Genomic DNA, 24,621 nt, shown 5'->3' with positions numbered 1-24,621 from the left:
AACCACCTGACCCCATGCCGAACTCAGAAGTGAAACGCTGTAGCGCCGATGGTAGTGTGGCATTCGCCATGCGAGAGTAGGACACTGCCAGGCACACAATTAAACGGTGACGTGAAAAATCACGTTACTGGCTGCGAGGATGACACCTCACAAACAAGCAGCAAAAGATTTAGCGAAAGCTAACCGAATGCGGAGCGGTAGTTCAGTCGGTTAGAATACCGGCCTGTCACGCCGGGGGTCGCGGGTTCGAGTCCCGTCCGCTCCGCCACTACTTAAAAAGCCCAGTCTAACGACTGGGCTTTTTTTCGTTCCCGAGACAGCACCCATTTCCCCTCACATCAACACCGCCATCATCCGATCATCGCCCCTGAGAGAGGTTGCCGCTATAATGGCCGCCCTCAAGCAAGGTGGTGGTATGAAAGCAGAGTATCTACAGCGATTCGGGGGCATAGCCCGTCTTTATGGTCAGAGTGCGCTGCGCTCCTTCAGCCAGGCGAAAGTCTGCGTGGTCGGGATTGGTGGCGTCGGTTCCTGGGCGGCCGAGGCGCTGGCTCGGGCCGGCATCAACCAGATCACTCTGATCGATATGGATGACATCTGCATCACCAACACCAATCGCCAGATCCATGCCATGCAGGGCACAGTCGGCCGTCTCAAGACGGAGGTGATGGCCGAGCGCATCCGTGCCATCAACCCGGATTGCGAGGTGATCGAGGTGGATGACTTCGTCACCGCCGACAACCTGAGCGAGCATATCAAGCGGGAGTTTGACTATGTGGTGGATGCCATCGACTCGGTCAAGGCCAAGGTGGCGCTGATTGCCTTCTGCAAGCGCAACAAGATCCCGGTGATCGTGGCGGGCGGTGCCGGCGGGCAGATGGACCCGACCCAGATCACCGTGGCCGACCTGGCCAAGACCATTCAGGATCCGCTGGCCGCCAAGGTGCGCTCCGACCTGCGCCGACTGCACAACTTCAGCAAGAATCCGGCGCGCAAATTCGGGGTGGAGTGTGTCTTCTCAACCGAGCAGCTGAGTTATCCGGATGGCAATGGCGGCACCTGCCAGGCCAAGGCGGCCAGCGACGGCAATATGAAGATGGATTGCGCCTCCGGCTTCGGTGCCGTGACGCCGGTGACGGCCACTTTTGGCTTGGTTGCCGCGTCCCGGGTATTGAAGAAGATTGCCGAGCGGGGAGCCCGCGCCGAAAAAGAGGCCGGAAATGAAGACACGGGGTCGATTGGCGAAGCCTGATCGACCACTGAACCAGGCGGGTTAGACCGTCAGCGCCCGGATTGCCAACACGATTGCCCTGAGCCCGTTGCCTCGCGACGGGCTCAGGTGTTTCTCGAGCCCCAATTCACTGAAATAGGCATCCATATCAAAAGCTTGGATAGCGTCGGCACTCTGATGATTGAGTGCCGCCAGTACGATGACAATCAGACCGCGCACGATGCGGGCATCGGAATCGCAAGCAAAGTGCCAGTTGCCGTCCTCACCCATCTCTCCCTTGAGCCAGGCCTGGCTCTCGCACCCTTTCAGGCGGTTCTCTTCCTGCTGCCACTCTGCTGGCAAGGTGGGTAGCAGTCTGCCGAGCTGGATGATAAGGCGGTACTGGTTCTCCCAGCCGTTCGCCGCCGCAAACTGCTGGCGGATGGTATCGGCATCGGGCTCAAGGCCGATCCGGGTATAGGTTGCGAGGCTGTTCATTGGATTGTCTGCCTTAGAAGAAGTCACTGAGTTTGTGCAGGGCGGCCAGCAGGGCGTCGACATCGTCCCGATTGTTATAGCAGGCCAGCGAGGCGCGCATCGTGCCGCCGATACCGAGCGATTCCATCAGCGGCATGGCGCAGTGATGGCCGACCCGCAGGGCTATGCCCTGCATGTCGAGCAGGGTGGCGGCGTCCTGCGGGTGGATACCCTCCAGCAGGAAGGAGACGGCGCCGGCGCGCTGACCGGGTTCGCCGACCAGACGCAGCCCTGGCACCTGTTGCAGTCCGGCAACCAGATAGTCGGTCAGCGCTGCTTCATGGCTGGCCAGTGAGTCCCTGTCCTGCTCCATCACAAAGTCGATGGCTGCTGCGAGGCCGATGGTGCCGGCAATATGAGGAGTACCAGCTTCAAACTTGAAGGGCAGAGTGTTGAAGGTGGTGCCGCTGAAGCTGACTCTGTCGATCATCTCGCCGCCGGCCTGCCAGGGGGGCATCCGCTCCAGAAGTGCAGTGTGACCCCACAGCACGCCGATGCCGGTCGGGCCATAGAGCTTGTGGCCGGAGAAGGCGTAGAAGTCGCAGCCGATAGCCTGCACATCCACCTCGAGATGGGCCACCGCCTGGGCGCCGTCGATCAGGGTCAAGGCCCCGACCGCCTTGGCCGCAGCCACCATCTCTTTGACTGGATTGACGGTGCCGAGGGCATTGGAGACGTGGGCGACGCTCACCAGTCGGGTACGTGGTCCCAGCAGGGCCAGATAGGCAGCGATGTCGAGATCGCCCCGCTCATCGAGGGGGATGACCCGGATGACGGCACCGGTACGCTGGGCGACCAGCTGCCAGGGGACGATATTGGCGTGATGCTCCAGGGTGCTGAGCACGATTTCATCCCCCGCCCTCAGCTCGCTCATCCCCCAGCTCTGGGCCACCAGATTGATCGCCTCCGTGGTGCCACGGGTCCATATCACTTCGTGGCTGCGAGGGGCATTGATAAAGCGGGCAACCGTCTCGCGGGCATCTTCGAAGGCGCGTGTGGCCCGGCCGCTCAGGGCATGGGCGGCGCGGTGCACGTTGGCATTGTCGGCCCGATAGTAGTGATTGATCGCATCCAGCACGGCTTGCGGTTTCTGGGTGGTGGCGGCGTTGTCCAGATAGACCAGAGGGTGGCCGTTCACCTCCTGCGCCAAGGCTGGAAACTGGCCGCGCAGCCGGGCGTGCTGTTGCTGATTCATGCTCCCCTCATCTCGTCTGGAAAAGTCGGTCATGATCCGGAAAATGGCGGGCAAACACAAGATGAAGTGGCGGGATCCCGTGCCCGGTTTCGGCTGCTTGCGGGATCTCTGCTACAATGCCGCCCCTCATCATAAGCCAAGAGATCCGGCCCATGAAGCTCAACCCCAATCAGAACGAAGCGGTCAAGTATGTCTCCGGCCCTTGCCTGGTGCTGGCGGGTGCCGGATCGGGCAAGACCCGCGTCATCACCAACAAGATTGCCTATCTGGTACAGCAGTGCGGCTACAACGCACGCAACATAGCGGCGGTCACCTTTACCAACAAGGCGGCGCGGGAGATGAAGGAGCGGGTCGGTCAGACCCTGGGTCGCAAGGAGGCGCGGGGGCTGATGGTCTCCACCTTCCATACCCTGGGACTCGAAATTATTCGTCGCGAGCACAAGAGCCTGAACCTCAAGGCCAACTTCTCCCTGTTCGATGACACCGATCAGCTGGCGCTGCTCAAGGAGCTGACCGAGGCGGAGCTCGACAACGACAAGGACAAGCTCTCGGCCCTCATCAGCCAGATCTCCAACTGGAAGAACGACCTCATCCTGCCTGCCCGGGCCATGCGCATCGCCCGCGGGCCGGAAGAGGTGTTGCTGGCCCAGCTCTACGAGCGCTACCACCGCCAGATGGTGGCCTACAACGCGCTGGATTTTGACGACCTCATCGTAATGCCGACCCTGTTGCTCAAGAGCAATCAGGAGGTGCGCGAGCGCTGGCAGAACAAGATCCGCTACCTGCTGGTCGATGAATACCAGGACACCAACACCAGCCAGTACGAGCTGGTGAAGCAGATCGTCGGTGAGCGGGCCCGTTTTACCGTGGTGGGGGACGACGACCAGTCCATCTACTCCTGGCGCGGTGCCAAGCCGCAGAACCTGGTGCTGCTGAACGAAGATTTCCCCAATCTGCGGCTCATCAAGCTGGAGCAAAACTACCGCTCCAAGCGGCGCATCCTCAAGTGCGCCAACATCCTGATCGCCAACAACCCCCATGTCTACGACAAGGCGCTCTTCTCCGAGCTGGACGAGGGGGTGAAGCTCAAGGTGCTGTTTGCCAAGAACGAGGAGCACGAGGCGGAGCGCATCGCCGCCGAGCTGATGGGCCACAAGTTCATGAATCGCACCCGGTTCAAAGACTATGCCATCCTCTATCGGGGCAACCATCAGTCGCGCATCTTCGAGAAGGCGCTGATGACCAACCGCATTCCCTACCGTATCTCGGGCGGTACCTCGTTTTTCTCCCGCACCGAGATCAAGGACATCATGGCCTACCTCAAGTTGCTGGTGAACCCGGACGAGGACACTGCCTTCCTGCGGGTGGTCAACCTGCCGCGCCGGGAAATCGGCCCCACCACCCTCGAGAAACTGGGCCAGTACGCCAATCAGCGCGGCAAGAGCCTGTTTGCAGCCAGCTTCGAGCTGGGGCTGGAGCAACACCTCTCCGGTCGTGGCCTCACCGCGCTGCAGGCTTTCACCAACTGGCTGGTACGGCTCGGTGATCAGGCCCTGCGCGGCAACCCGGTGGAGGCGGTGCGGGACATGATCAAGGAGATCCACTACGAGGAGTGGCTCTACGAGACCTCCCCCAGCCCGAAGGCGGCGGAGATGCGGATGCAAAACGTCTCCACCCTTTATCGCTGGATCAGCGAGATGCTGGAAGGGGATGAGCTGGAGGAGTCGATGACGCTGGCTCAGGTGGTTACCCGGCTCACCCTGCGGGACATGATGGAACGCAACGAAGGGGAGGATGAGGCGGATCAGGTGCAGCTGATGACATTGCACGCCTCCAAGGGGCTGGAGTTTCCCTATGTCTACATGGTGGGCATGGAGGAGGGGCTGCTGCCGCACCAGACCAGCATCGACGAGGACAACGTGGAGGAGGAGCGGCGCCTCGCCTACGTGGGGATTACCCGGGCCCAGACCGAGCTGACCTTTACCCTCTGCAAGGAGCGTCGCCAGTTTGGCGAGTCGGTGCGGCCGGAGCCGAGCCGCTTCCTGCTGGAGCTGCCCCAGGATGACCTGGAGTGGGAAAACCAGAAGAAGGTGACGGCAGAGGAACGCCAGCAGAAGGGGCAGGTTGGTGTCGCCAACCTGCGGGCCCTGTTCAAGAAGGATTGAGGCCGGAAGGCTTGGCCTCTCGGGCGGCCTGACCCAGCAGAGGGGGAATATCGGCTCCCGGCAGCGGGGGGGAGATGTGGCGCCCCTGCCCGAGGGCGCAGCCAAGCTCGATGAGCTTTTGCAACTGTTGCTGATTTTCGATCCCCTCGACCACCAGGGTGAAGTCGAGGTCCTGGCAGATGTCCCGCATGGCGCGGATCAGCGCCAGATCCTTGGGTGAGTTCAACATGCGATGGGTGAAGCTGTCGTCCACCTTGATGTAATCCACCGGGAAGTGAAACAGGGCGTTGAGAGAAGAGAAGCCGGTGCCGAAGTCATCCAGGCTGACCTGGATCCCTTTCGCCCTGAGTTCATGCAAGGCTGTGAGGGAGTCGGCACTCTGCCGGGAGAGCTCGCGTTCGTTGAACTCAAAGATGAAACATGCGGGGATGACACCCTCCTCCTCCATGATGGTGAGCAGTTGCATGATCTGCTCGTGGCTGGCCAGGTGCTTGCCGGAGAGGTTGATGGCTATCCTGAAACGACCGACCCCGGAGGCGGGTTGCCAAAGCTTCAGTTGCTGGCAGGTGCGCTTGAGGATCTGGCGGTCCAGATCCTGAATGAGGCCGCACTGTTCCGCCAGAGGAATGAAGTCGAATGCATCCTTGAGCTCCCCTTCCTCCGTTATCCAGCGCGCCATCACCTCCAGTCCGACCAGGCGGCTGTCACACAGCCTGATCACCGGCTGGAAGTAGGGCACAATCCGCCCTTCCCGCAAGGCTCTGAAGAGCCGCTCTTCCGGTGACCCCGCCTGTTCGGTACAGGCCTCCGAATACATGACGATGCGGCTGCGGCCGTTGCGCTTGGCCTGGTACATGGCGAGGTCTGCCTGGTGCAGCAGTTCACTGACATCGGCCGTCTGCTCCGTCACGCTGGCGACCCCCAGACTGACAGTGATGGTCAGCTCGTTGCCCTGGAGCCTGAACGGATGGCCGATGCGGCCAATCAGGCGATTGAGCACGGGGCTGATGTCCTCTTCCCGCTGGCTGTTGTCCAGATAGATGACGAATTCGTCCCCTCCGAGCCTCGCCACCATGTCATTTTGCCGGATGCAGCCTTGCAGCCTGCTGCCCAGCTCCTGCAGCAACTGATCGCCAGCACTGTGGCCCAAGGCGTCATTGATCTGCTTGAAGTGATCCACATCGACGAAAATCAGGGTGAAGCCGGCTGTCTGGTAACGGCGGTAGCGGGTCATGGCATGATGCAGGTGATTCATCAGCAGCGCCCGGTTTGGCAACTGGGTCAGCGGGTCGTGCAGGGCATTGAACTGGAGCCGCCGCTCCAGCTCCTGATGATGCTTGAGCCGTTTCTGCAACCTCAAGTTGGTTTGGCGCAGCTGTTGGAGGCGCTGGTTGATGGACTCCTCCGAGTTGAGCTCATCGAGTTGCTGTCGCACCCTTTTGAGCTCCAGCAACAGGGTCAGCTGATGGCGCAGGAAATCGAGGAACAGCCTGTCATCGGTTTCCAGAGGCCGGGTCATGTTGAGGATGAGGTGGGCAAAGTATTGCTGCTGCTGGCGCAGGGGCAGGCTGTACCAGTAAAGCCTCTCTTCATGGCGCTCTACGCTGTTGGTGCTGTGGCACATAGCCCGAATGATGTCATCGTCGTATGTCAGGTGTGGTGGATAGAGTCGCTCCAGTCGCTGGTTTTCCAGCCGGATCAGCAACATGTCGCTGACCGAGAGCATCTGGCGCAACACCGCTTCCAACTGGGCAAACAGGGCATGCTGAGGCAGGTTGTGAGCCAGGCGCATGACTCGGCCGATCTTCTCGATTTTCTCCTGCCACTGGGGATCTCGCTGCATGAGAGGGGAAGCCTGCCCCGCCAGCTGGGTACCGGTCTGGGTTTCGTGCAGGCGTTTGGCCAGGCACTCCAGCAGCAACCTCAGGGTGGGTGCCTGATCCGGGGTGCTGCGTGCCAGCAACCACTGCACGTCGATATGCTCCACAGGCTGCACGCACCAGCCCTGACCTTCATCGAGCCGGGTGAGCTGTTCGGTGAGGCGAGGTTCTTCCCGTCCCAATTGTTGCTTGAACACGTCGGGAAGCTGATAGGTGTAACGCCAGTTCAGCCCCCCGTCGGCCAGCCCCAGCATGGCGAAATGTTGCAGAGGGCAGAGTTTGTCCAGCAGACCGACCAGTCGGGCGTAATCCTCGGGGGAGGCAATGCCGGGGGCGGGAAAATCCATGATGGAGGAGACGACCGCCAGCAAGGAGTGCGAGTCTGGCGGTGTGGTGGGCTGAACTGACATGCAACACTCCCGAAAAAACTTACCTTCAAGCGTAGTCGGAAGTGATGGGATTGAAAGGGCTGCAAGAGGAGCCCTTTCAATTACTTAGAGCTTGTCGATCATGTAGTGAATGGCGTTCTCGATCTCTTCGTCACTGCAGGTGGCGCAGGTCCCCCGCGGTGGCATCATGCCAGCCTTGCCGGTGAAGCCTTCGATGGCGTGTTTGCGCAAGGTGTCGAATCCCTGGGCGATGCGTGGCTCCCAGGCGGCCTTGTCACCTCGCTTGGGGGCGCCAGCGGCACCGGTATCGTGGCAGGCGAAGCAGGCACCCTTGAACACGGTCTCGCCGTCACGTGGGCCAGAGGAGGCTGCCGCAGGCGCGGCCGCGGCGGTCGCAATGCCTTCCAGATCCTTGGCGGTATAAACCTGGCCAACCGGGGCAATACGCTCGGCGATGGCCTCTGTCGACATGTCATCGGCGGCAAGGACGGCGCCGGACAGAGTGGCAGCCGCCATCCCGGCAGCCAGCAAATAGCTCAGTTTTTTCAACACGCTCATGTACTCCCAGCAGGCTCTTATTATCCCCAGAAAACGACGGGATTATAACCGAATAGTTACAGCCATTTAAACGCTTGTGTGTGAAGTGTTAAGCAATCTGCAAACAAAGTGGTAGAGCGGGAAGGGGTGATCCCACATCAAAAAACCCGGCATGCGCCGGGTTTCGTGAGGCTGAACAAGAGCAGGACACGCTGATTGCCCAGGCGCCCCTCGCGCGTCGTCAATCCCAGTTCAGGATCACCTTGCCGGACTTGCCCGAGCCCATGGCTTCGAAGCCCTGCTGGAAGTCATCGATATGGAAATGGTGGGTGATGATGGGGCTGAGATCCAGGCCAGACTGGATGAGGCTTGCCATCTTGTACCAGGTTTCGAACATTTCGCGACCGTAGATCCCCTTGATGAAGAGTCCCTTGAAGATCACCTTGCCCCAGTCGATGGCCATGGTGGAGGGAGGAATGCCGAGCATGGCGATTTTGCCGCCGTGGTTCATCTTGTCGATCATGTCCTGGAAGGCGCTGGGCACCCCGGACATCTCCAGCCCCACATCGAACCCTTCGGTCATGCCGAGATCTTCCATGACATCGGAGAGCTTCTCCTTGGCCACGTTGACGGCACGGGTGGCGCCCATCTTGCGGGCCAGTTCCAGCCGGTATTCGTTGACGTCGGTGATCACCACGTGACGGGCGCCAACGTGACGGCAGACGGCAGCAGCCATGATGCCGATGGGGCCTGCGCCGGTGATGAGCACGTCTTCACCCACCAGGTCGAAGGAGAGGGCGGTGTGCACGGCGTTGCCGAACGGATCGAAGATGGCGGCCAGCTCATCGGGGATGTTGTCCGGCAGCTTGAAGGCGTTGAAGGCCGGGATCACCAGGTATTCGGCGAAGGATCCCGGGCGGTTCACACCCACACCAATGGTGTTGCGGCACAGGTGGGTGCGACCGGCACGGCAGTTGCGGCAGTGGCCGCAGGTGATGTGGCCTTCGCCGGAGACGCGATCGCCGATGGCGAAGCCGCGCACTTCCTGGCCGACGGCGACCACCTCTCCCACATACTCGTGCCCCACCACCATGGGGACGGGAATGGTCTTCTGGGCCCACTCGTCCCAGTTGTAGATGTGCATGTCGGTGCCGCAGATGGCGGTCTTGCGGATCTTGATGAGCAGATCGTTGTGGCCGAGCTCGGGAGCCGGGACATCGGTCATCCAGATGCCGACTTCGGATTTGAGTTTGGAGAGTGCTTTCATGACAGATTCCTCACGGCGCCATGCCGGGTACAGAGGGTAATAAAATGGGGCCCAACCTTGGCCCCCGTTTTAATCAGCCAGCCATGTGATCAAATCACACCGAGCTCGCGACCGATGCGAATGAAGGCATCGATCGCCTTGTCCAGTTGCTCCCGGGTATGGGCGGCGGACATCTGGGTCCGGATGCGCGCCTGACCCTTGGGTACCACGGGGAAGGAGAAGCCCACCACGTAGATACCGGCGGCCAGCATGCGGCTCGCCATCTCGGCGGCCAGTTTGGCATCCCCCAGCATGACCGGAATGATGGCGTGATCGGCGCCGGCCAGGGTAAAGCCGGCGGCGCTCATGCGCTCGCGGAAGTAGGCACTGTTCTCCTTGAGGCGGGCACGCAGGTCGTGACCCTCGGCCAGCATGTCGATCACCTTGATGGTGGCCGAGACGATGGAGGGTGCCAGGGAGTTGGAGAAGAGGTAGGGACGGGAGCGCTGACGCAACCAGTCGATCACCTCTTTCTTGCCGGATGTGTAGCCACCGGACGCGCCACCCAGCGCCTTGCCCAGGGTGCCGGTGATGATGTCGACCCGTTCCATCACCTCGCAGTATTCGTGGGTGCCGCGGCCGTTCTCGCCGATGAAGCCGACGGCGTGGGAGTCATCCACCATCACCAGCGCGTCGTACTTGTCGGCCAGATCGCAGATGGATTTGAGGTCGGCGATGACGCCATCCATGGAGAAGACGCCGTCGGTGGCGATCAGCTTGAAGCGGGCGCCGTCGGCATCGGCCTGCTTGAGCTGGGCTTCCAGTTCGGCCATGTCGTTGTTGGCGTAGCGATAGCGCCTGGCCTTGCACAACCGCACCCCATCGATGATGGAGGCATGGTTGAGGGCGTCGGAGATGATGGCGTCTTCGGCACCGAACAGAGTCTCGAACAGACCGCCGTTGGCGTCGAAGCAGGAGGAGTAGAGGATGCTGTCTTCGGTGCCGAGGAAGGCGGACAGCTTCTGCTCCAGTTCCTTGTGCTGGTCCTGGGTACCACAGATGAAGCGCACCGAGGCCATGCCGAAACCGTGGCTGTCGAGCCCCTGATGGGCGGCGGCAATCAGGTCGGGATGGTTGGCCAGCCCCAAGTAGTTGTTGGCACAGAAGTTCAGTACCTGCTCGCCGCCCACCGCAATCTGGGCCTGCTGGGCCGAGGTGATGATGCGCTCCTGCTTGTATAGCCCTTCCGCCTTGACCTGTTCGAGCTGTTCGGTCAGGTGACGATAGAATCCGTTAGACATCCTCGGTCCTCATTGCTGTATCGACTGTGTTATCAGGATCCCGGGCCGTGCAACCCGCACGGTTCGGCGTCGTCACGGTCGCGACGAAACGCCGACAGACCCTAGAATGGGCGACATTTTACTGTAATCCCTGCGTATAAATTCAAATTTTTATGCTGATAATCAACAATTGTGAAACAGATCTCACCCGGCTGGTTGGGCCAGTTGGTGATAATGTTGCTCCAGTTGATGTATCTGGGGGGCCACCTGTGGCTGCACGTAGGGGCGCAGCAAAAACAGCACCCGCAAGACCCCCTGGTAGAGCAGGGGTTTGGTGATGCGGGTGGCCGGGGCCTGGGCGATCTGGAACGGGATCCAGCAGGTGACGACCATCTTGATGGTCTGGCCGAGATCCGGCAGGTCTTCATCGCTGACGGCGATGATACCGCCTTCGCGCAGGCTTCTGAGCAGCGTCTCCACGGTGGCACGGAGCTGCTCCTGTGCCTTGAGGTATTTCTGCTGCAGCAGCTCGTCGCGACTCAGGATGTCCGGCAGGTTCGCGTAGAAGAAGCGGAACTGCCACATCAAATAGAAGATGGCATCCAGGTAGCCCATCAGATCCTCCAGCCGGATCTCGCTGCTGCGGATCGGAGTGAAGCTGTCGCTCAGGTGGCGGGCGTACTGATCGAAGATGGAGTGGATGATGTCTTCTTTGTTTCTGAAGTGGTAGTAAAGGTTGCCCGGGCTGATGCCAAGGTGTGCGGCAATGTGGTTGGTGGTGATGTTGCGCTCGCCCTGATCGTTGAACAGCTCGGTGGCGCTGTGGATGATCCTGTCTCTGGTCTTCATCGCTGGTCCCTCTGCCGGGCCCTAAGGGGAAAAGTCATCGAGGTCGAATCCCCTTGCGGCCCGTGATAAACTTTTCGGCAATTTCAAATTGGCCCACTATACACAGCTTTAACAGGCAGTCACACGGGGCCACAACGTACGCGAGGCAAACTCCATGATCGTAGTAACTGGCGGTGCTGGCTTTATCGGCAGCAATCTGGTCAAGCAGCTGAACGCTCAAGGACGGACCGATATCGTGGTCATCGATGACCTGACCGACGGCACCAAGTTCGTCAACCTGGTCGACCTCACCATCGCCGACTACATGGACAAGGACGAGTTCCAGGCGCGGATCGTCTCCGGTGACGAATTCGAGGAGTGGGATGACGGCATCGAGGTGATCTTCCACGAAGGCGCCTGCTCCGCGACCACCGAGTGGAACGGCAAGTTCATCATGGAGGTCAACTACGAGTACTCCAAGGATCTGTTCCACTACTGCATCGAGCGGGAAATCCCCTTCATCTATGCCTCTTCCGCCGCGACCTATGGTGGGCGCAACGACAACTTCATCGAAGACCCGAGGTTCGAGCAGCCCCTCAACGTCTACGGCTACTCCAAGCAGTTGTTCGATCAGTACGTGCGTCGCTGGATGCCGGAGATCAACTCCCAGGTGGTGGGTCTCAAGTACTTCAACGTCTATGGTCCCCGCGAGCAGCACAAGGGCTCCATGGCGTCCGTGGCCTTCCACCTCAATACCCAGGTGAAGCAGGGTGACAATCCCAAGCTGTTCGAGGGCTGTGACGGCTTCCCGGATGGCGGCCAGATGCGCGACTTCATCTACGTGGACGACGTCTGCAAGGTGAACCTCTGGTTCTGGCAGAATCCGCAGCACTCCGGCATCTTCAACTGCGGCACCGGCCGGGCTGAGCCGTTCCAGAACGTGGCGGAAGCCGTGATCAGGCATCACCAGAAAGGCGCCATCGAATACATTCCCTTCCCGGATCACCTCAAGGGTCGCTACCAGAGCTTCACCCAGGCGGATCTCACCAAGTTGCGCGGCGTCGGCTATGACGGCGAGTTCAAGACTGTGGCCGAAGGCGTGGCCGATTACATGGCCTGGTTGAACCGGGCTTGATCCCCCTCTGGCGGGTGGCTCTGGCCACCCGTCGATCGGATGCGCTTGCATGAACATATTGATGGCTCTCTCCCAGCTCGAAGTGACGGGCGCGGAGGTCTATGCCACCACGGTCGGCAACGAGCTGACCCGCCGTGGCCACCAGGTTTTCTACGTCTCTGACACCCTGACCAAACCGACTCTGGGGCCGGTCTTTCGGTTGCGTTTCAACAAGCGCAGCATCCTGCGCCGCTTCTGGCACGTCTTCTATCTCATCTATCTGATCCGCAAGCACAGGATCCAGCTTGTGCACGCCCATTCGCGCGCCTCGGGCTGGAGCAGCTACGTCGCCTGCAAGCTGACCGGCACCCCCATGATCACCACGGTGCACGGGCGCCAGCCGGTACACGCCTCCCGCAAGGCATTCCATGCGCTGGGCTACCGGGCGGTGGCGGTGTGCGAGGATATCGCCAGCCAGATCATCGACAACCTGGGGGTGGACCCGGCCATGGTGCAGGTGCTGCGCAACGGCATCGAGACCGACAAGTTCCAGCCCGTGCCGATACCGGACAACGACAAACCGGTGATCGCCATCATTGGTCGGCTGAGCGGTCCCAAGGGGGAGCTCTGCTACCGGTTGCTGGACGAGGTGCTGGATCTGGAAGCCTGCCGGGTGCGCATCGTCAGCGGCACCCAGGTGCCGGCGCGTTTTGCCCGTTTTCAGGACAAGGTCGACTTCATCGGTTATGTGGACGATGTGCCCGCCCTGATGGCGGGCTGCGATCTGGTGATCGGTGCCGGTCGGGTGGCGATGGAGGCGCTGCTGTGCGGTCGTCCGGCGTTTGCCATCGGCGAAGCCAGGGCCATCGGTCTGGTGACGGAGCAGAATCTGGACGAGGCCCTCGCCAGCAACTTCGGCGACATCGGCCCTAGGGATCTGGCCATCGACTTTGCCGGGCTGAAGGCGCAGATCCCTTCGGCGCTGGCCTCCAAGGTGGTGCCAGACCCAGTGCGCCAGCGGATCCTGCAAGAGTATGACTTGCAAGGCGTCGTGACCGGACTGGAATCCGTCTATCAGGATGCCGTGGTCGAGACCCTGCGCCGGGAGATGCCGGTCATCATGTATCACCGCTTCATCGAGCACGAGAGCGAAAAGGGAGTGCATGGCACCTGGCTCCCGGTCGCCATGTTCGAGAAGCACCTCAAGCTGATGAAGTGGCTGGGCTACGAGACGCTGACATTTGCCGACCTGGCGGAGAACGGGTTCATCCACCGGCTGCAATACGGCAAGAAGTACCTGATGATCACCGTGGACGACGGCTATCGGGACAACCTCACCCGCATGCTGCCGCTGCTGGAAAAGTATGGCTACAAGGCGGTGGTCTATGTGGTGACCGGTGAGGATCACAATCGCTGGGATGTGGAGCACCCGACCTACCCCGATACCCCGGTGACCCTGATGACCCCGGACGAAATCAAGGCGCTGGTGGCCTCCGGTCATGTGGAGATCGGGGGCCATACCCTGACTCACCCCCGCCTGAGTACGCTCCCCCCAGAGGAGCAGGCCCACCAGATCCAGGCCAACAAGGCCTGGCTGGAGCAGTTGCTCGGCCATCCCCTGATCTCGTTTGCCTATCCTTACGGGGATCTGAACGACAGTGCAAAAGCCCAGGCCGTTGCCGCCGGTTATCGCTATGCTGTGGCCACCAACAGCGGCCCCAGAGCCATGCACCGGGATCCGTTCCAGATCCGCCGGATCGCCATCTTCCCCCGCACCGACATGTTCGGTCTGTGGCGCAAGATCAGGGGGAATTATGTCTTCAGAAAATAAGGTTGTTGTAGAGGAACGTATGCCGATGCAAACAGAATCGCCGCCCAATCAGGGCGCATTTGGGCTGGTCCATGACCAAGCGTTGCCGCTACTAGTTCAACTCTCAGCTTTTTTATTTGGAGCTCTGGCACTATCCGTGCCCAGTGGTTACTCCTATGGCCCAGCTTTGTTGTTGCTGGCAAGCCTGTGTTTCTTCGCTGTGAGGCGCTTGAATTGGGTATTACCCCGTGAACTCAAGTTTATCGGGCTTGGCTTGTCGCTCTATTTTCTGGTGATGGTTATTTCCGTTTGGTTTGATGGTGGCAAGATCAGCCAAATCGACAGGGCAAGTAGAGCGCTGATGGCTGTTGTCATATTGCCCTTACTAGCTTGCGTGCCTGTGCGCCTTCCTATACTGCTTTCCGGTTGTGGTGTCGGTGCTCTCCTCGCATGTGGCATAGCCATTCATGATAAATTTATTTTGGGCTATGAGCGGGCATTTAACGATATGATGCCACTACAGAGTGGTAATATTGCCATGTCGTTAGGATTATTTTGCCTGTGTGGACTTCTTTGGGCACAAAAAAAGGGAAAATTGGCCTTCTCTTTTTTCATGCTGCTGGGAGGTTGTGCTGGGATGGGGGCCAGTTTCCTCTCGGGAACGCGTGGGGGGTGGGTATTATTACCTGTTATTTTATTTACTATTGCGGTGCTGTTTAAAGAGTGCCTGTATCGCAAGACAACCCTCGTTATGCTTGTAGGTGGACTGTTATGCGGTGGTTTTTTGATTGTCCAACCGCAGAGTGGTGTGGAAGCACGGATAGAGCTGGCTCAGAATGATATCAGCCAATATCTCGACAAAACCAACCTCAACACCTCGCTTGGGATCAGACTTCAGCTTTGGCAGAGTGCTTGGCAGAGCTTTACCGAAAAGCCACTATTTGGCTGGGGAAATCATGGGATTCGGCAGTCACAAAAAGCGCAGCTGGCACGAGGAGAAATTAGCCAGTTTATCTATGATTTCAATTCTCATGCCCATAACCAGTTTCTCGATGAAATGGCCAAACGAGGCATTGTTGGCCTTGGTGCGTTGCTATTGATGATGTTGATCCCCCTATTCTTGGTAAAAAGTCGTTTGCACCGACCCCATAATGATGATGTGCATTGTGGTTCCGCGTTGGTTATTGTGGCTGTTTTTTCATCGATTGATTACTGCCTCAGTCAGGCATTTTTTGGTCACAATTCTGGTATTACTTTCTTTGTCTCATCGCTGGTTATAGCTGCATCTATAGTTTTTAAGGAGAGTGATACAGAATGAATTGATAGCGATAAACAGGGGGTATTGTTTTTTTGTGTGATTAGTTATTATAAATAATGTCATCTTTAACAGTGAGGGTATAGAATGGGGGTTTCTGTTTCTATTGTAATTTTAAATTACAATTCGTCTAAATACACAATGGATTGCATTGATAGTATATTGCGTGGTTCATTTCAAGATTATGAATTAATAGTGGTTGATAATAACTCGAGCGAGGATGAACGTGGCATATTTATTGATTACTTGAAAATTAAAAATAATGATAAAATACATTTTATAGATAATGATATTAATTTCGGATTTGCTCTTGGAAACATACTTGGAATATCAGAATCTAAAGGAGAGTACATATTTGTTCTTAACAATGATACGCTAGTGGATGAGGGCGCGCTTGATATACTTCATTCCTTCATGGAGGATAATCCAGATGTATCGCTGTGTATACCATCTCAGTATAATAAAGATGGTACATATCATCCATCCTTTGCCTATTTACCATCAGTAGGTAATCAATGGTTTGGCAACGGATTATGTCGAATGTTAAAATCATCAGAGTATATGGATAGGAAGAAGGAATATAAAAAACCATTCAGGGTCCAAATGGGTAGTGGAGCATCAATGTTTTTTCGCGCATCCGACTATTTTAAAGTTGGAGGTTTAGATCCTAATTTTTTCCTTTACTGTGAGGAAGAAGATATCTGTATTAGAATGAAGAAAGAAAAAATGAATATATTCTTTGTTCCTGATGCAAAGATAGTTCATTATGGTGGTGGGAGTACGAATAGAAATCTAGACATAGAAATAGAGTTTTACAGATCTTTATTTTATTTTTTTGATAAAAATTATAATTTTTTATCTGCAAAATCTCTTAAGTTTAGATTTATTATCAAGGAACTCATCAAATCATGTAAAAAGCCGACTAGATTTAAGTTATTCTTTGCTATTATCATAAGACCATCACTGTCTTATTCCTTAAGACATAAGCAGCGAGGATTAAAAAATTAATATCATTTAACAATGGATGAGTTTAGATAGACTTTTTTCTTAAAGCATAGCTTTTTTAAAAAAATTATAGAAAGTGGCATTAAAATCAGCTGAGATATAATTTAATTATTTTAACAGACTGCGAAATAATAATCACATATAGTCTACTATCTTTAATGCAGTTTCTAGCGTCAATCTATAGTTCCGAATACGAGAGTCATTCGATCATATCGGTGGTGGTGAAGCCCGTTTTCGGGTGGAATGACCATAACCAGTAACGAATTAAAGGTCAGACCATAAATTGCGTTACTGGCGGGGCATACCTCTGTAGCCGATTATTTATTCATTATTCCTAGCTCAGCACAGAATGTGGCCAGTATCTCCTGCACATTCAAAATTTCCTGCTGCGGATCCTGACGACCCGTGTCGACGAAGCGATAACGGGGATGAGAGACGGGATTGGCAATGGCGGAGTGTCCGAGGGGAGAGACGATGGTGAGCAGGGGGATATCCAGCGCCTGCGCCATATGGCGCGGGCCTGTGTCGTTGCCAACGAACAGCTGGCAATGGGCGAAGAGCCCCACCAGTTCCCGTACCGAGCGGGTCTGCACATGGTCAAACACGCTGGCCTGCAGCGCTTCTGGCAGCAGCGGCTTCAGCCCCCGGTTGTACTCCTCTTCCCCCGGTCCGCAATAGACCAGGATCTGGGCATTGTGCTCCTCGATGAGCCACTGGGCGACCTTGGCGAAGCAGTCGATGGGCCAGCGCTTGTAATGGCCGAGGGAGTTCACTCCCATGGCGATGAGTGGCCGGGTCGTGTCGACGCCAGCGGCCAGCAGGGTCTCGCGCCCCCGTTGTCTCTCCGCGTCGCTGAGCCAGAGGTAGTAGTTGCGATCCTCCCTGGCGAGGCCGAGGGGCTTGAGCAGTGAAAACCGGTCGTCCACCAGGGTGCTGTTGCCCTGATGCTCGGTGTCATGGCGAAAGCGCACGATGCGGTTGTGGCCCAGGCGCCATGGGAAGGAGTCGAAGCCGATCCGCAGGCGGGCGCCGGAGAAGAGGCAGGTCAGCAGGCCTATCATCTGGCCCTGGCTGTTGATCACCACATCGTAGCGTTCGCGGCGAATGCCCAGCAGCAAATCCTTCATATAGCGCCACTCGTTGCGGCGCGCCTTCTCGATGACGATCAATCGATCGATGTTGGGGTTTCCCTCTGCCATGCCCGCGCAGTAATCCATGACCAGATAGTGAACTTCCCCGGCAGGGTCGTGCTGCTTGAGGTTGTTGCACAGTGCGGTGGAGATCAGCACATCTCCTATCTGTTTGGTTTGTACTACCAGGTATTTCATGGAAAGGGCCTCGAGCGAGGTCGGGTTGAACGTCAGCGCATCAGCATATCGCACTCCCCTGTCAGATGCTGCCGCTATGGGGTGAAAATCCGATCCAACGCACTGTGTTTGCACATATTTTCGACGTTGTTTGGGCTGGTGGGGCCCGGCTGGCAGTACGGGAGGATGAGCGGGGGCATGGCACCGTCGGCCATGCCCCCGATGGGCAAGAGTGATCAGCGTACGATGAGGCCGAGCAGGATCCCCACCACGCCGAAGTCGGCATCGCTGAAGGTGGTGTTGGCAAAGCCGAGATCCCCCAGCACCGGCAGCAGGAACACCGGCAGGAAGGTGATCAGCAGGCCGTTGGCGAAGGCTCCCAGCAGGGCACCGCGACGACCGCCGGTGGCATTGCCGAACACCCCGGCCGCCGCGCCGACGAAGAAGTGCGGTACCACCCCCGGAATGATGACGGTGAGCCCCAGCAGGTAGAGCAGCACCATGCCCACCAGACCGGCGGCAAAGCTCGACAGGAAGCCGATCAGCACCGCATTGGGGGCGTAGGGGAAGACGATGGGGCAGTCCAGCGCCGGCTTGGCGTTGGGCACCAGCTTGTCGGAGATCCCCTTGAAGGCCGGCACGATTTCGGCGATGACCATCCGTACCCCCTGCAGGATCACGTAGACACCGGCGGCGAAGGTGATGGACTGCATCAGGGAGAACATGAACCAGTGCTTGCCCTTGGCGATTTCCGATACGTAATCCGCACCGGCAAACAGAGAGGTGATAAGGAAGATGATGCCCATGGTGAAGGAGATGGCCACCGGGGTATCGCGCAGGAACAGCAGGCTCTTGGGCACCTGCACCTCTTCGCTGCTGTGGGCCTTGTTGCCGAACTTGGCACCGATCCAGCCGGCCAGCACGTAGGAGCAGGTGGAGAAGTGGCCGAGTGCCACATCGTCGGAGCCGGTGATCTGCTTCATGTAAGGGTGGGCGAGGGCCGGGAACAGCACCATGGTCACGCCGACCACCAGGCTGCCCACCGCGATGAGCGGAATGCCGCTCATGCCGCCGGCGGAGAGGATGGCCGCCACCATCATCGACATGAACAGGGTGTGGTGACCGGTCAGGAAGATGAACTTCCACGGGGTGAGCCGGGCGATCAGGATGTTCACCAGCATGGCGAAGAACATGATCATCGCCATCTCTTTGCCGAACGACTGCTGGGCGATGGAGACGATGGCCTCGTTGTTGGGGACCACCCCCTTGATGCCGAAGGCGTGCTGGAAGATGGTGGCGAAGTCGCCCAGCGAGTTCACCACCAGGGTGGCGCCGGCCCCCAGGATGACGAAGCCCATGATGGTCTTGACCGTGCCCTTGATGCACTCGGTCACAGGTTTCTTCTGGGCGATCAGGCCGATGAGGGCGATGAGGCCAACCAGCACGGCCGGCTCCGACAGCACGTCAAACATCAGAAAATTGAAAAATTCCATGGTCAGCTCCAAGCAGATGGAAGCGGCGGCTCACCGGCCGCCCAGACAGTCGCAAAGGGGTTAGAGTGCGCCCAGCTCGCGCAGGGCGATGGCGAGTTTTTCTTTCATGGCGGCCTTGTCGACCATGTTGTCCAGGGATACCAGCCGGCCGTCGACCCCCATGCTGACCAGCTGTTCGGCGATGTCGCGGGTGGCGACAAAGATCTCGGCGCGCTCGCTGCCGGCGGAGGCGAGATCCCGGTGATCCACCTCGGCCGTCACGGCCAGCTCCTTGAGAATGCTCTTGATGCTCATCTCCATCATCAGGCTGGTGCCCAGGCCGTGTCCGCATACAACCAGAATCTTCATGTTCTCTTCCTCTGTCGGGCGCAGGGCGCCACTCAATAACGCGCCAGGATGCGCAAGATGTCGTCTTTGCTGGTGGCCGCCATGATGGCCGCCACGTCTTCTTCATTCATGAACAGCTCGGCCAGCCGGGCGATGGTCTCCACGTGGGAGTTGCTGTCGCTGGCGGCCAGGGTGACCAGCAGCCGCACCGGGTCGTTGCCCTCGGAGCCGAAGTTGACCCCCTCCTTCAGCACGGTCAGCGCCAGTCCCAACCGGTTGACGCCGTCTTCCGGGCGGGCGTGGGGCATGGCCAGGCCCGGTCCCAGCACGTAGTAGGGGCCGAGCTCCTCGTGGGAGCGATAGAGCGCCGCCACATAGGAGGGCTCTATGGTGCCGTTGGCCAGCAGGGGGGCGGTGGCCAGCTCGATGGCGTGGCGCCAGTCGCGGGCGCCCGCTTCGATGGAAATGACCTCCTCGGTCAGCAATTGGGTCAGCATGGCAGTGTCCGGGCTGGATAGGATGGCGCCAATCTAGCGATCTTGCCTCTTGATAACTGTGAGCTTGATCCCGAAAGTTAGCGCTACCAGATGGCGCTAACATTGATCTGTGATAGCGCTATCATTTCTCTCACAGAAGGGATTCATCCTGCCCCTTATCGGCCTCAAAGAAGGTAAAATCCGGTTTGAGCAAATAGTCAGTGCCCCGCTTTTGCCTTAAAGTGAGCACCCGTATGCCGAGGAAGGGAAAGGATGTCAGAAGCGAAAAAACGCCGCAGCACGGGTCGGGTGACCCTCAACGACGTGGCCCAGTTGGCTGGCGTGGGAGCCATGACGGTGTCGCGCGCCCTGCGCACCCCCGAGCTGGTGTCAGACAAGATGCGAGAGCGCATCGAGGCGGCGGTGGATGAGCTCGGCTATATCCCCAATCGGGCGGCGGGGGCGCTGGCTTCCGCCACTTCCCAGACCATAGTGGTCATCGTCCCCAGCCTGGCGGAGCGCGCCTGCGGTGACATGATTGCCGGGCTGCAGCAGACCCTGCTCGCCGAGGGCTACCAGATCATGCTGGGGGATGCCCAGCACCTGAAGCAGCAGGAGGCCAGCCTGCTCAGCAATTTCCTGCAGCACAATCCGGCCGCTGTGGTGTTGTTTGGGGGGGATCCCGGGGAGGTCATCCGGCAGCGCCTGCAGGCGGCCCGCTTGCCGGTGGTGGAGGTGGGAGCCATGGCGCGCCATCCCATCGACATGAACGTCGGGGTCTCCAACTTCGATGCCGGCTACCAGCTGACCCGCCACCTCATCGAGCGCGGCTACCGCAACATCGGCTTTCTCTGTGCCCGCCAGGAGCAGTGGATGCTGCAGCAGCGCATGCAGGGCTGGCAGAAGGCGCTGCTGGACAACTACCTCTCCCCGGACGCCATCATCAACACCTCTGAGCTGCCGAGTTTTAGCACGGGGGCGGCCATGCTGGGGGAGTTTCTGCTGCGCTGGCCCGAACTGGATGCGCTGATCTGCGTCAACGACGAGCTGGCGGCCGGGGTGCTGTTCGAATGCCAGCGCCGCCATCTGAGCGTGCCGGGCAAGCTCGCCATCGCCGGTTTCGACGATCTGGATGTGGCGCGCGCCTGTCATCCTGCGCTGACTTCGGTCAGGATCCCCTATCACCAGATGGGCAGGGAGGCGGCGGAGCTGATCCTGCGCCAGCTGGCGGGCGAGGAGGTGGCCGGCATGAGCCTCGCCCTGGATTTTCAATTGCAAAAGCGCCAGAGCACCTGAGGAGCGATGCCACGACAGGGCGAGGCAAGCATGTTCAAGGCGTTGTGACCGAAGACCAAGTCGGTGCCCCGTCGCCCTGCGCGGGAACTGCCAGCCGACGTGTTCGCCCGGTCTGTCACCAGGTTGACACAGAGCGTGGATGCCACCGGAGCCATGACTCCAGGTGGCTGCACCCAGGTAAAGCTCTGATCGGAACCACTGGCGAGCCCCATTATTCTGGATAGACTTTGTAGGCCGGTGCACTATCCAAGGAGAATGAGCATGGGTACGCAGACGCCTGATTTCGATCTCGATGATGACTGGGAGCCGGAATCCTGGGAAGACGAGCTGGAGGAGCTGGATGACGAGAGCTGGCAGGACTATGACCCTCTCGACGATCAGTGACTCCCTGTAACGCCTGAGGGCGGGCCTGGTGCCCGCCCGATTTTTTGTGTGGCTAGGGGGGCAGCCCTTGGTGAGAATGGGGCGGGCTGGTTAGAATGAACTGCTCAAATGACGCTGTACGAGGCAGGCAGCGGCTCAACAACGATTCCAACGACGCCAAGGATGAATATGCGCTCACTCGTCATCATGTTTTGTGCCGCCCTGCTCGGGGGCTGTGTTTCCAACTCCGACGACCCTTGCGAGAAGGTGTGGAGCGACGTGGGAGAGGCGGACGGCAAGCTCGGTTTTGCTGGCGATCGGGTTGCTTTTCACCAGACCCAGTGCGGGGAAAAAGTGGACGTTGCCCTTTGGGAGCTGGGTCGCCAGAAGGGGCTGGCCTGGTATTGCCGACCCGAGCATCTCTATCTGGCAGGACGGTCGGGAGAGGAGTATCGCGGCGTCTGTCCCAACGACGTGCAGGCCCGTCGCCTGTTTGAACAGGGTCGCCATGGCTGGACTGATCAATAAATCAGCCTTCCTCTCTCTTCTGAAATCTTGCGTGAACCTCTTCGTGAGAAGAGGGACCTACCCTTCTTTATGCTTCAGCCGCAGCGGCTGGCACAGGTAATCCTTGTCATTGGCGCTGCGGGCACACTTGCCACACACGAATTTGGGTTTGCGCACAATCTTGCGCAGCGTCTTGAGATCGGCGGGGATCTCGTGACGGCGCCACTCACACAGCGTCTTGTGACCCATGACGTCCTCGACAGTGAATGCAACGGGTGAGAGGGGCGGGACCCCTCCCGGTGTGGTTACTGGTACAGGTATTTGGTGAAGATGAGCTCGCGGACCGCCTTCTTGCCTGTCTCCTTGACCAGCAGCTCATTGACCTTGGCCTCACACTCCTTGCGCAGCTCTTCCCGGTTCACCAGGGACTTGATCTGTGCGCCCGTCTTGCTGCCAATCAGCCGGATGATGGCGTCGCGGATCAGGGGGTCGTGCTGCTCCAGCAACTTGAGGTCGGCAGCGTCCGTGGCCATCAGCTCTACCGTCACCCGTACATAGCCGAGGGTTTTGCCGTCGCCAAGGTAGTTGGTGATGATGTCCGGATCCAGAGCGTGATAGGCGAATCCCGGCTGGACGGCGGAGGAGGCGGGATCGGTGGCCTCTTCCTCATTGGCGAAGGCCTGTGTATTCAAGAGGGTACACCCCAGGGACAGCAGCAGAATTCTGAAGATCTTCATCTGGATGGCTCGGCAGCGACGGATGCCCCATTTTTGATGCTGCCATCGGGGCCGTCAAGCACGGATGTTCTTACAATTCGCCATTGATTTACGGATAATAAACCGGTTTTTAACCTGACAACGGAAATCTCCGGATGGTGAAGCTGTGAAGTCCGAGTTGACTGTTCCCCTCGTCCAGCTCGTCCCGTGGCGGGCGCCTGCAGAGTGCGAACCACCCGAGGCGCTGCGTCCCTGGTTGCTGGAGGCCGATTCCATGACCCGGCGCCTGCGTCGTTACAATCATCACCTCTCGGTGCAACTGCTCGGCAATCGCGCCGTGTCGCTGACGGTGGACGAGCAGGCGCTGGTGGCGGTGTCGGCCCCCGTGGGCATGTGCCGCGAGGTGATCCTGCACGGTGATGGCGGGCCTGCCATCCTGGGTTGGACCCTGTTTGCCGAAGCTGCCTTGCAGGGGGGCGGTTTGCAGGATCTGGGAGAGCAGCCGCTGGGAGAGCGCATTTTCGGTGATGCTCCGGCGCGGCGGGATCACCTGCAACTGGCCTGTTTCGAGATAGCGAGCAATCCCTGGTGTCCGGCCGCCACCGTCTGGGGGCGTCGTTCCCGCCTGTTTCTGAGGCAATGGCCACTGCTGGTCCATGAACTTTTCCTGCCCTCGCTATCGTCTCATTCGTTGCCATCGGATAAGGAGCTGGAGTGAAGCTGTTAACCAAGGAGCGGGGACTGGCCTATGCGCAGTTGGCCCGCATCGACAAGCCCATCGGTACCCTGCTGCTGCTGTGGCCGACCCTGTGGGCGCTCTGTCTGGCGGCTGGTGGCCTGCCTGACCCCTGGATCCTGACCGTGTTCGTGGTGGGCGTCTTTCTGATGCGCTCCGCCGGCTGTGTCATCAATGACTATGCGGATCGCAACTTCGACGGTCATGTCAAACGCACCGCCGGGCGACCGCTGCCCATGGGGCGGGTCGCCGAGCGGGAAGTGCTGGTGCTGTTTGCCGTGCTGGCGCTTCTCTCGTTCGCCCTGGTGCTGACGTTGAACCCGCTCACCATCAGCCTGTCCTTTGCCGGTCTGCTGCTGGCGGTCTGCTACCCCTTCATGAAGCGCTTCATCCCCATCCCCCAGCTGGTGCTCGGCATGGCCTTCTCCTGGTCCATTCCCATGGCCTATGCGGCCCAGGCCAATACCCTGCCGCCGGAAGCCTGGCTGTTGTTTCTTGCCAACCTGCTGTGGACCATTGCCTATGACACCGAGTACGCCATGGTGGACAGGGATGACGACCTCAAGCTCGGCCTGAAATCGAGCGCCATCCTGTTCGGTCGCCACGACAAGCGGATCATCGGCGCGCTGCAACTGGCGACCCTGCTGATCCTGCTGGGGGTCGGGCAGCTGATGGGGTTGGGGTCAGGTTATTACTGGGGGCTGCTGGGGGCGGCGGCGCTGTTCGTCTACCAGCAGCGACTGATCCGGGAGCGGCAGCGGGAAGCCTGCTTCCAGGCGTTTCTCAACAACAACTACGTGGGGGCGCTGGTGCTGCTCGGGGTGATGGTTCACTACCTCTAACCCGCGCCCCTTCCTTGATGAAAAAAGGCCGCATGATGCGGCCTTTT

Annotated in this window: 24 protein-coding genes, 1 tRNA gene and 1 rRNA gene; 13 read left to right on the top strand and 13 right to left on the bottom strand. The window is 58.9% G+C overall.

Going from position 1 to position 24,621, the window contains the following annotated elements; translation table 11 throughout:
- From rrf to tcdA, 3 genes are all read left to right on the top strand, one after another.
- Nucleotides 1-93: ribosomal RNA gene (gene rrf, locus AB5Y68_RS04245) — 5S ribosomal RNA — on the top strand; the annotation flags it as partial.
- A 98-nt stretch (nt 94-191) separates the two neighbouring features.
- A tRNA-Asp gene (locus tag AB5Y68_RS04240) sits at nt 192-268 on the top strand.
- A 147-nt stretch (nt 269-415) separates the two neighbouring features.
- Entirely contained in the window at nt 416-1,252 is an 837-nt protein-coding gene (gene tcdA, locus AB5Y68_RS04235; RefSeq protein WP_039041128.1) for a tRNA cyclic N6-threonylcarbamoyladenosine(37) synthase TcdA, read from the top strand.
- A gap of 21 nt (nt 1,253-1,273) precedes the next feature.
- On the opposite strand, the gene AB5Y68_RS04230 is transcribed toward tcdA, so the two are convergent.
- On the bottom strand, nt 1,274-1,708 hold the full coding sequence (locus AB5Y68_RS04230) for a SufE family protein (RefSeq protein WP_039041129.1): 435 nt from the start codon (nt 1,706-1,708) through the stop codon (nt 1,274-1,276).
- Between the two features lie 13 nt (nt 1,709-1,721).
- On the bottom strand, nt 1,722-2,942 hold the full coding sequence (locus AB5Y68_RS04225; RefSeq protein ID WP_039041130.1) for a cysteine desulfurase: 1,221 nt from the start codon (nt 2,940-2,942) through the stop codon (nt 1,722-1,724).
- Nucleotides 2,943-3,094: 152 nt separating this feature from the next.
- On the opposite strand from AB5Y68_RS04225, the gene rep reads away from it, so the two are divergent.
- On the top strand, nt 3,095-5,107 hold the full coding sequence (rep, locus tag AB5Y68_RS04220) for a DNA helicase Rep (RefSeq protein ID WP_039041131.1): 2,013 nt from the start codon (nt 3,095-3,097) through the stop codon (nt 5,105-5,107).
- Here the strand turns inward: rep and AB5Y68_RS04215 are convergent.
- The 5 genes from AB5Y68_RS04215 to AB5Y68_RS04195 all read right to left on the bottom strand — a co-directional run bounded on the left by AB5Y68_RS04215 (nt 5,094) and on the right by AB5Y68_RS04195 (nt 11,288).
- On the bottom strand, nt 5,094-7,397 hold the full coding sequence (locus AB5Y68_RS04215) for a bifunctional diguanylate cyclase/phosphodiesterase (RefSeq protein ID WP_052258909.1): 2,304 nt from the start codon (nt 7,395-7,397) through the stop codon (nt 5,094-5,096). The two genes, rep and AB5Y68_RS04215, sit on opposite strands and share 14 nt — an antisense overlap.
- Before the next feature lie 84 nt (nt 7,398-7,481).
- Nucleotides 7,482-7,934, bottom strand: coding sequence for a cytochrome c5 family protein (locus AB5Y68_RS04210; RefSeq protein ID WP_039041132.1), 453 nt, complete (start codon nt 7,932-7,934; stop codon nt 7,482-7,484).
- Nucleotides 7,935-8,154: 220 nt separating this feature from the next.
- The gene (tdh, locus tag AB5Y68_RS04205) at nt 8,155-9,180 is read right to left on the bottom strand and encodes an L-threonine 3-dehydrogenase (RefSeq protein WP_010672427.1); all 1,026 of its coding nucleotides are present in this window, start codon (nt 9,178-9,180) and stop codon (nt 8,155-8,157) included.
- Between the two features lie 89 nt (nt 9,181-9,269).
- Nucleotides 9,270-10,460 carry a glycine C-acetyltransferase gene (locus AB5Y68_RS04200; RefSeq protein WP_039041133.1) on the bottom strand — a complete coding sequence of 397 codons (1,191 nt, stop codon included), beginning with the start codon at nt 10,458-10,460 and terminating at the stop codon, nt 9,270-9,272.
- Nucleotides 10,461-10,643: 183 nt separating this feature from the next.
- Nucleotides 10,644-11,288, bottom strand: a complete 645-nt coding sequence (locus AB5Y68_RS04195) for a TetR/AcrR family transcriptional regulator (RefSeq protein WP_010672429.1) — start codon at nt 11,286-11,288, stop codon at nt 10,644-10,646.
- Nucleotides 11,289-11,442: 154 nt separating this feature from the next.
- Here AB5Y68_RS04195 and rfaD point away from each other — a divergent pair, with 154 nt between their 5' ends.
- The 4 genes from rfaD to AB5Y68_RS04175 all read left to right on the top strand — a co-directional run bounded on the left by rfaD (nt 11,443) and on the right by AB5Y68_RS04175 (nt 16,514).
- Nucleotides 11,443-12,402, top strand: a complete 960-nt coding sequence (gene rfaD, locus AB5Y68_RS04190) for an ADP-glyceromanno-heptose 6-epimerase (protein WP_039041134.1) — start codon at nt 11,443-11,445, stop codon at nt 12,400-12,402.
- Between the two features lie 49 nt (nt 12,403-12,451).
- Entirely contained in the window at nt 12,452-14,212 is a 1,761-nt protein-coding gene (locus AB5Y68_RS04185) for a polysaccharide deacetylase family protein (protein WP_368206924.1), read from the top strand.
- Nucleotides 14,196-15,509 (top strand): O-antigen ligase, encoded by a 1,314-nt coding sequence (locus tag AB5Y68_RS04180; protein WP_231959404.1) that lies wholly within the window; start codon nt 14,196-14,198, stop codon nt 15,507-15,509. Before AB5Y68_RS04185 ends, AB5Y68_RS04180 begins: the two co-directional genes overlap by 17 nt.
- 84 nt (nt 15,510-15,593) lie before the next feature.
- Nucleotides 15,594-16,514: a glycosyltransferase family 2 protein gene (locus AB5Y68_RS04175; protein ID WP_201895274.1), complete on the top strand. Its 921-nt coding sequence runs from the start codon at nt 15,594-15,596 to the stop codon at nt 16,512-16,514.
- 314 nt (nt 16,515-16,828) lie between these two features.
- On the opposite strand, the gene AB5Y68_RS04170 is transcribed toward AB5Y68_RS04175, so the two are convergent.
- From AB5Y68_RS04170 to AB5Y68_RS04155, 4 genes are all read right to left on the bottom strand, one after another.
- Nucleotides 16,829-17,839: a glycosyltransferase family 9 protein gene (locus AB5Y68_RS04170; protein ID WP_368206923.1), complete on the bottom strand. Its 1,011-nt coding sequence runs from the start codon at nt 17,837-17,839 to the stop codon at nt 16,829-16,831.
- Between the two features lie 215 nt (nt 17,840-18,054).
- The gene (locus tag AB5Y68_RS04165; RefSeq protein ID WP_042864639.1) at nt 18,055-19,311 is read right to left on the bottom strand and encodes a PTS ascorbate transporter subunit IIC; all 1,257 of its coding nucleotides are present in this window, start codon (nt 19,309-19,311) and stop codon (nt 18,055-18,057) included.
- Nucleotides 19,312-19,371: 60 nt separating this feature from the next.
- Nucleotides 19,372-19,659 carry a PTS sugar transporter subunit IIB gene (locus tag AB5Y68_RS04160; RefSeq protein ID WP_026142047.1) on the bottom strand — a complete coding sequence of 96 codons (288 nt, stop codon included), beginning with the start codon at nt 19,657-19,659 and terminating at the stop codon, nt 19,372-19,374.
- A 32-nt stretch (nt 19,660-19,691) separates the two neighbouring features.
- On the bottom strand, nt 19,692-20,135 hold the full coding sequence (locus tag AB5Y68_RS04155) for a PTS sugar transporter subunit IIA (protein WP_103858482.1): 444 nt from the start codon (nt 20,133-20,135) through the stop codon (nt 19,692-19,694).
- A 252-nt stretch (nt 20,136-20,387) separates the two neighbouring features.
- Between AB5Y68_RS04155 and AB5Y68_RS04150 the strand changes: the two genes are divergently transcribed.
- From AB5Y68_RS04150 to AB5Y68_RS04140, 3 genes are all read left to right on the top strand, one after another.
- Nucleotides 20,388-21,410 (top strand): LacI family DNA-binding transcriptional regulator, encoded by a 1,023-nt coding sequence (locus tag AB5Y68_RS04150; protein WP_039041139.1) that lies wholly within the window; start codon nt 20,388-20,390, stop codon nt 21,408-21,410.
- Between the two features lie 261 nt (nt 21,411-21,671).
- Complete coding sequence (locus AB5Y68_RS04145; protein WP_010672437.1) at nt 21,672-21,794, top strand: hypothetical protein; 123 nt, start codon at nt 21,672-21,674, stop codon at nt 21,792-21,794.
- 168 nt (nt 21,795-21,962) lie between these two features.
- Nucleotides 21,963-22,301 carry a DUF2799 domain-containing protein gene (locus AB5Y68_RS04140; protein ID WP_010672438.1) on the top strand — a complete coding sequence of 113 codons (339 nt, stop codon included), beginning with the start codon at nt 21,963-21,965 and terminating at the stop codon, nt 22,299-22,301.
- A gap of 57 nt (nt 22,302-22,358) precedes the next feature.
- On the opposite strand, the gene AB5Y68_RS04135 is transcribed toward AB5Y68_RS04140, so the two are convergent.
- A complete protein-coding gene (locus AB5Y68_RS04135) occupies nt 22,359-22,529 on the bottom strand; it encodes a hypothetical protein (RefSeq protein ID WP_010672439.1) in 171 nt (56 codons plus the stop codon).
- Nucleotides 22,530-22,585: 56 nt separating this feature from the next.
- Nucleotides 22,586-23,017 carry a flagellar basal body-associated FliL family protein gene (locus tag AB5Y68_RS04130; protein ID WP_010672440.1) on the bottom strand — a complete coding sequence of 144 codons (432 nt, stop codon included), beginning with the start codon at nt 23,015-23,017 and terminating at the stop codon, nt 22,586-22,588.
- 145 nt (nt 23,018-23,162) lie between these two features.
- Here AB5Y68_RS04130 and AB5Y68_RS04125 point away from each other — a divergent pair, with 145 nt between their 5' ends.
- Together AB5Y68_RS04125 and ubiA are read left to right on the top strand one after the other, a co-directional pair.
- Nucleotides 23,163-23,714, top strand: coding sequence for a chorismate lyase (locus tag AB5Y68_RS04125; protein ID WP_039041140.1), 552 nt, complete (start codon nt 23,163-23,165; stop codon nt 23,712-23,714).
- On the top strand, nt 23,711-24,574 hold the full coding sequence (gene ubiA, locus AB5Y68_RS04120) for a 4-hydroxybenzoate octaprenyltransferase (RefSeq protein ID WP_039041141.1): 864 nt from the start codon (nt 23,711-23,713) through the stop codon (nt 24,572-24,574). The genes AB5Y68_RS04125 and ubiA overlap by 4 nt, the downstream gene beginning before the upstream one ends.
- Nucleotides 24,575-24,621: the final 47 nt, after the last annotated feature.

The sequence above is a fragment of the Aeromonas sp. R6-1 genome (assembly GCF_040908165.1).
Lineage (GTDB): Bacteria > Pseudomonadota > Gammaproteobacteria > Enterobacterales > Aeromonadaceae > Aeromonas > Aeromonas caviae.
This window is presented reverse-complemented; position numbering and strand designations above follow the sequence as displayed.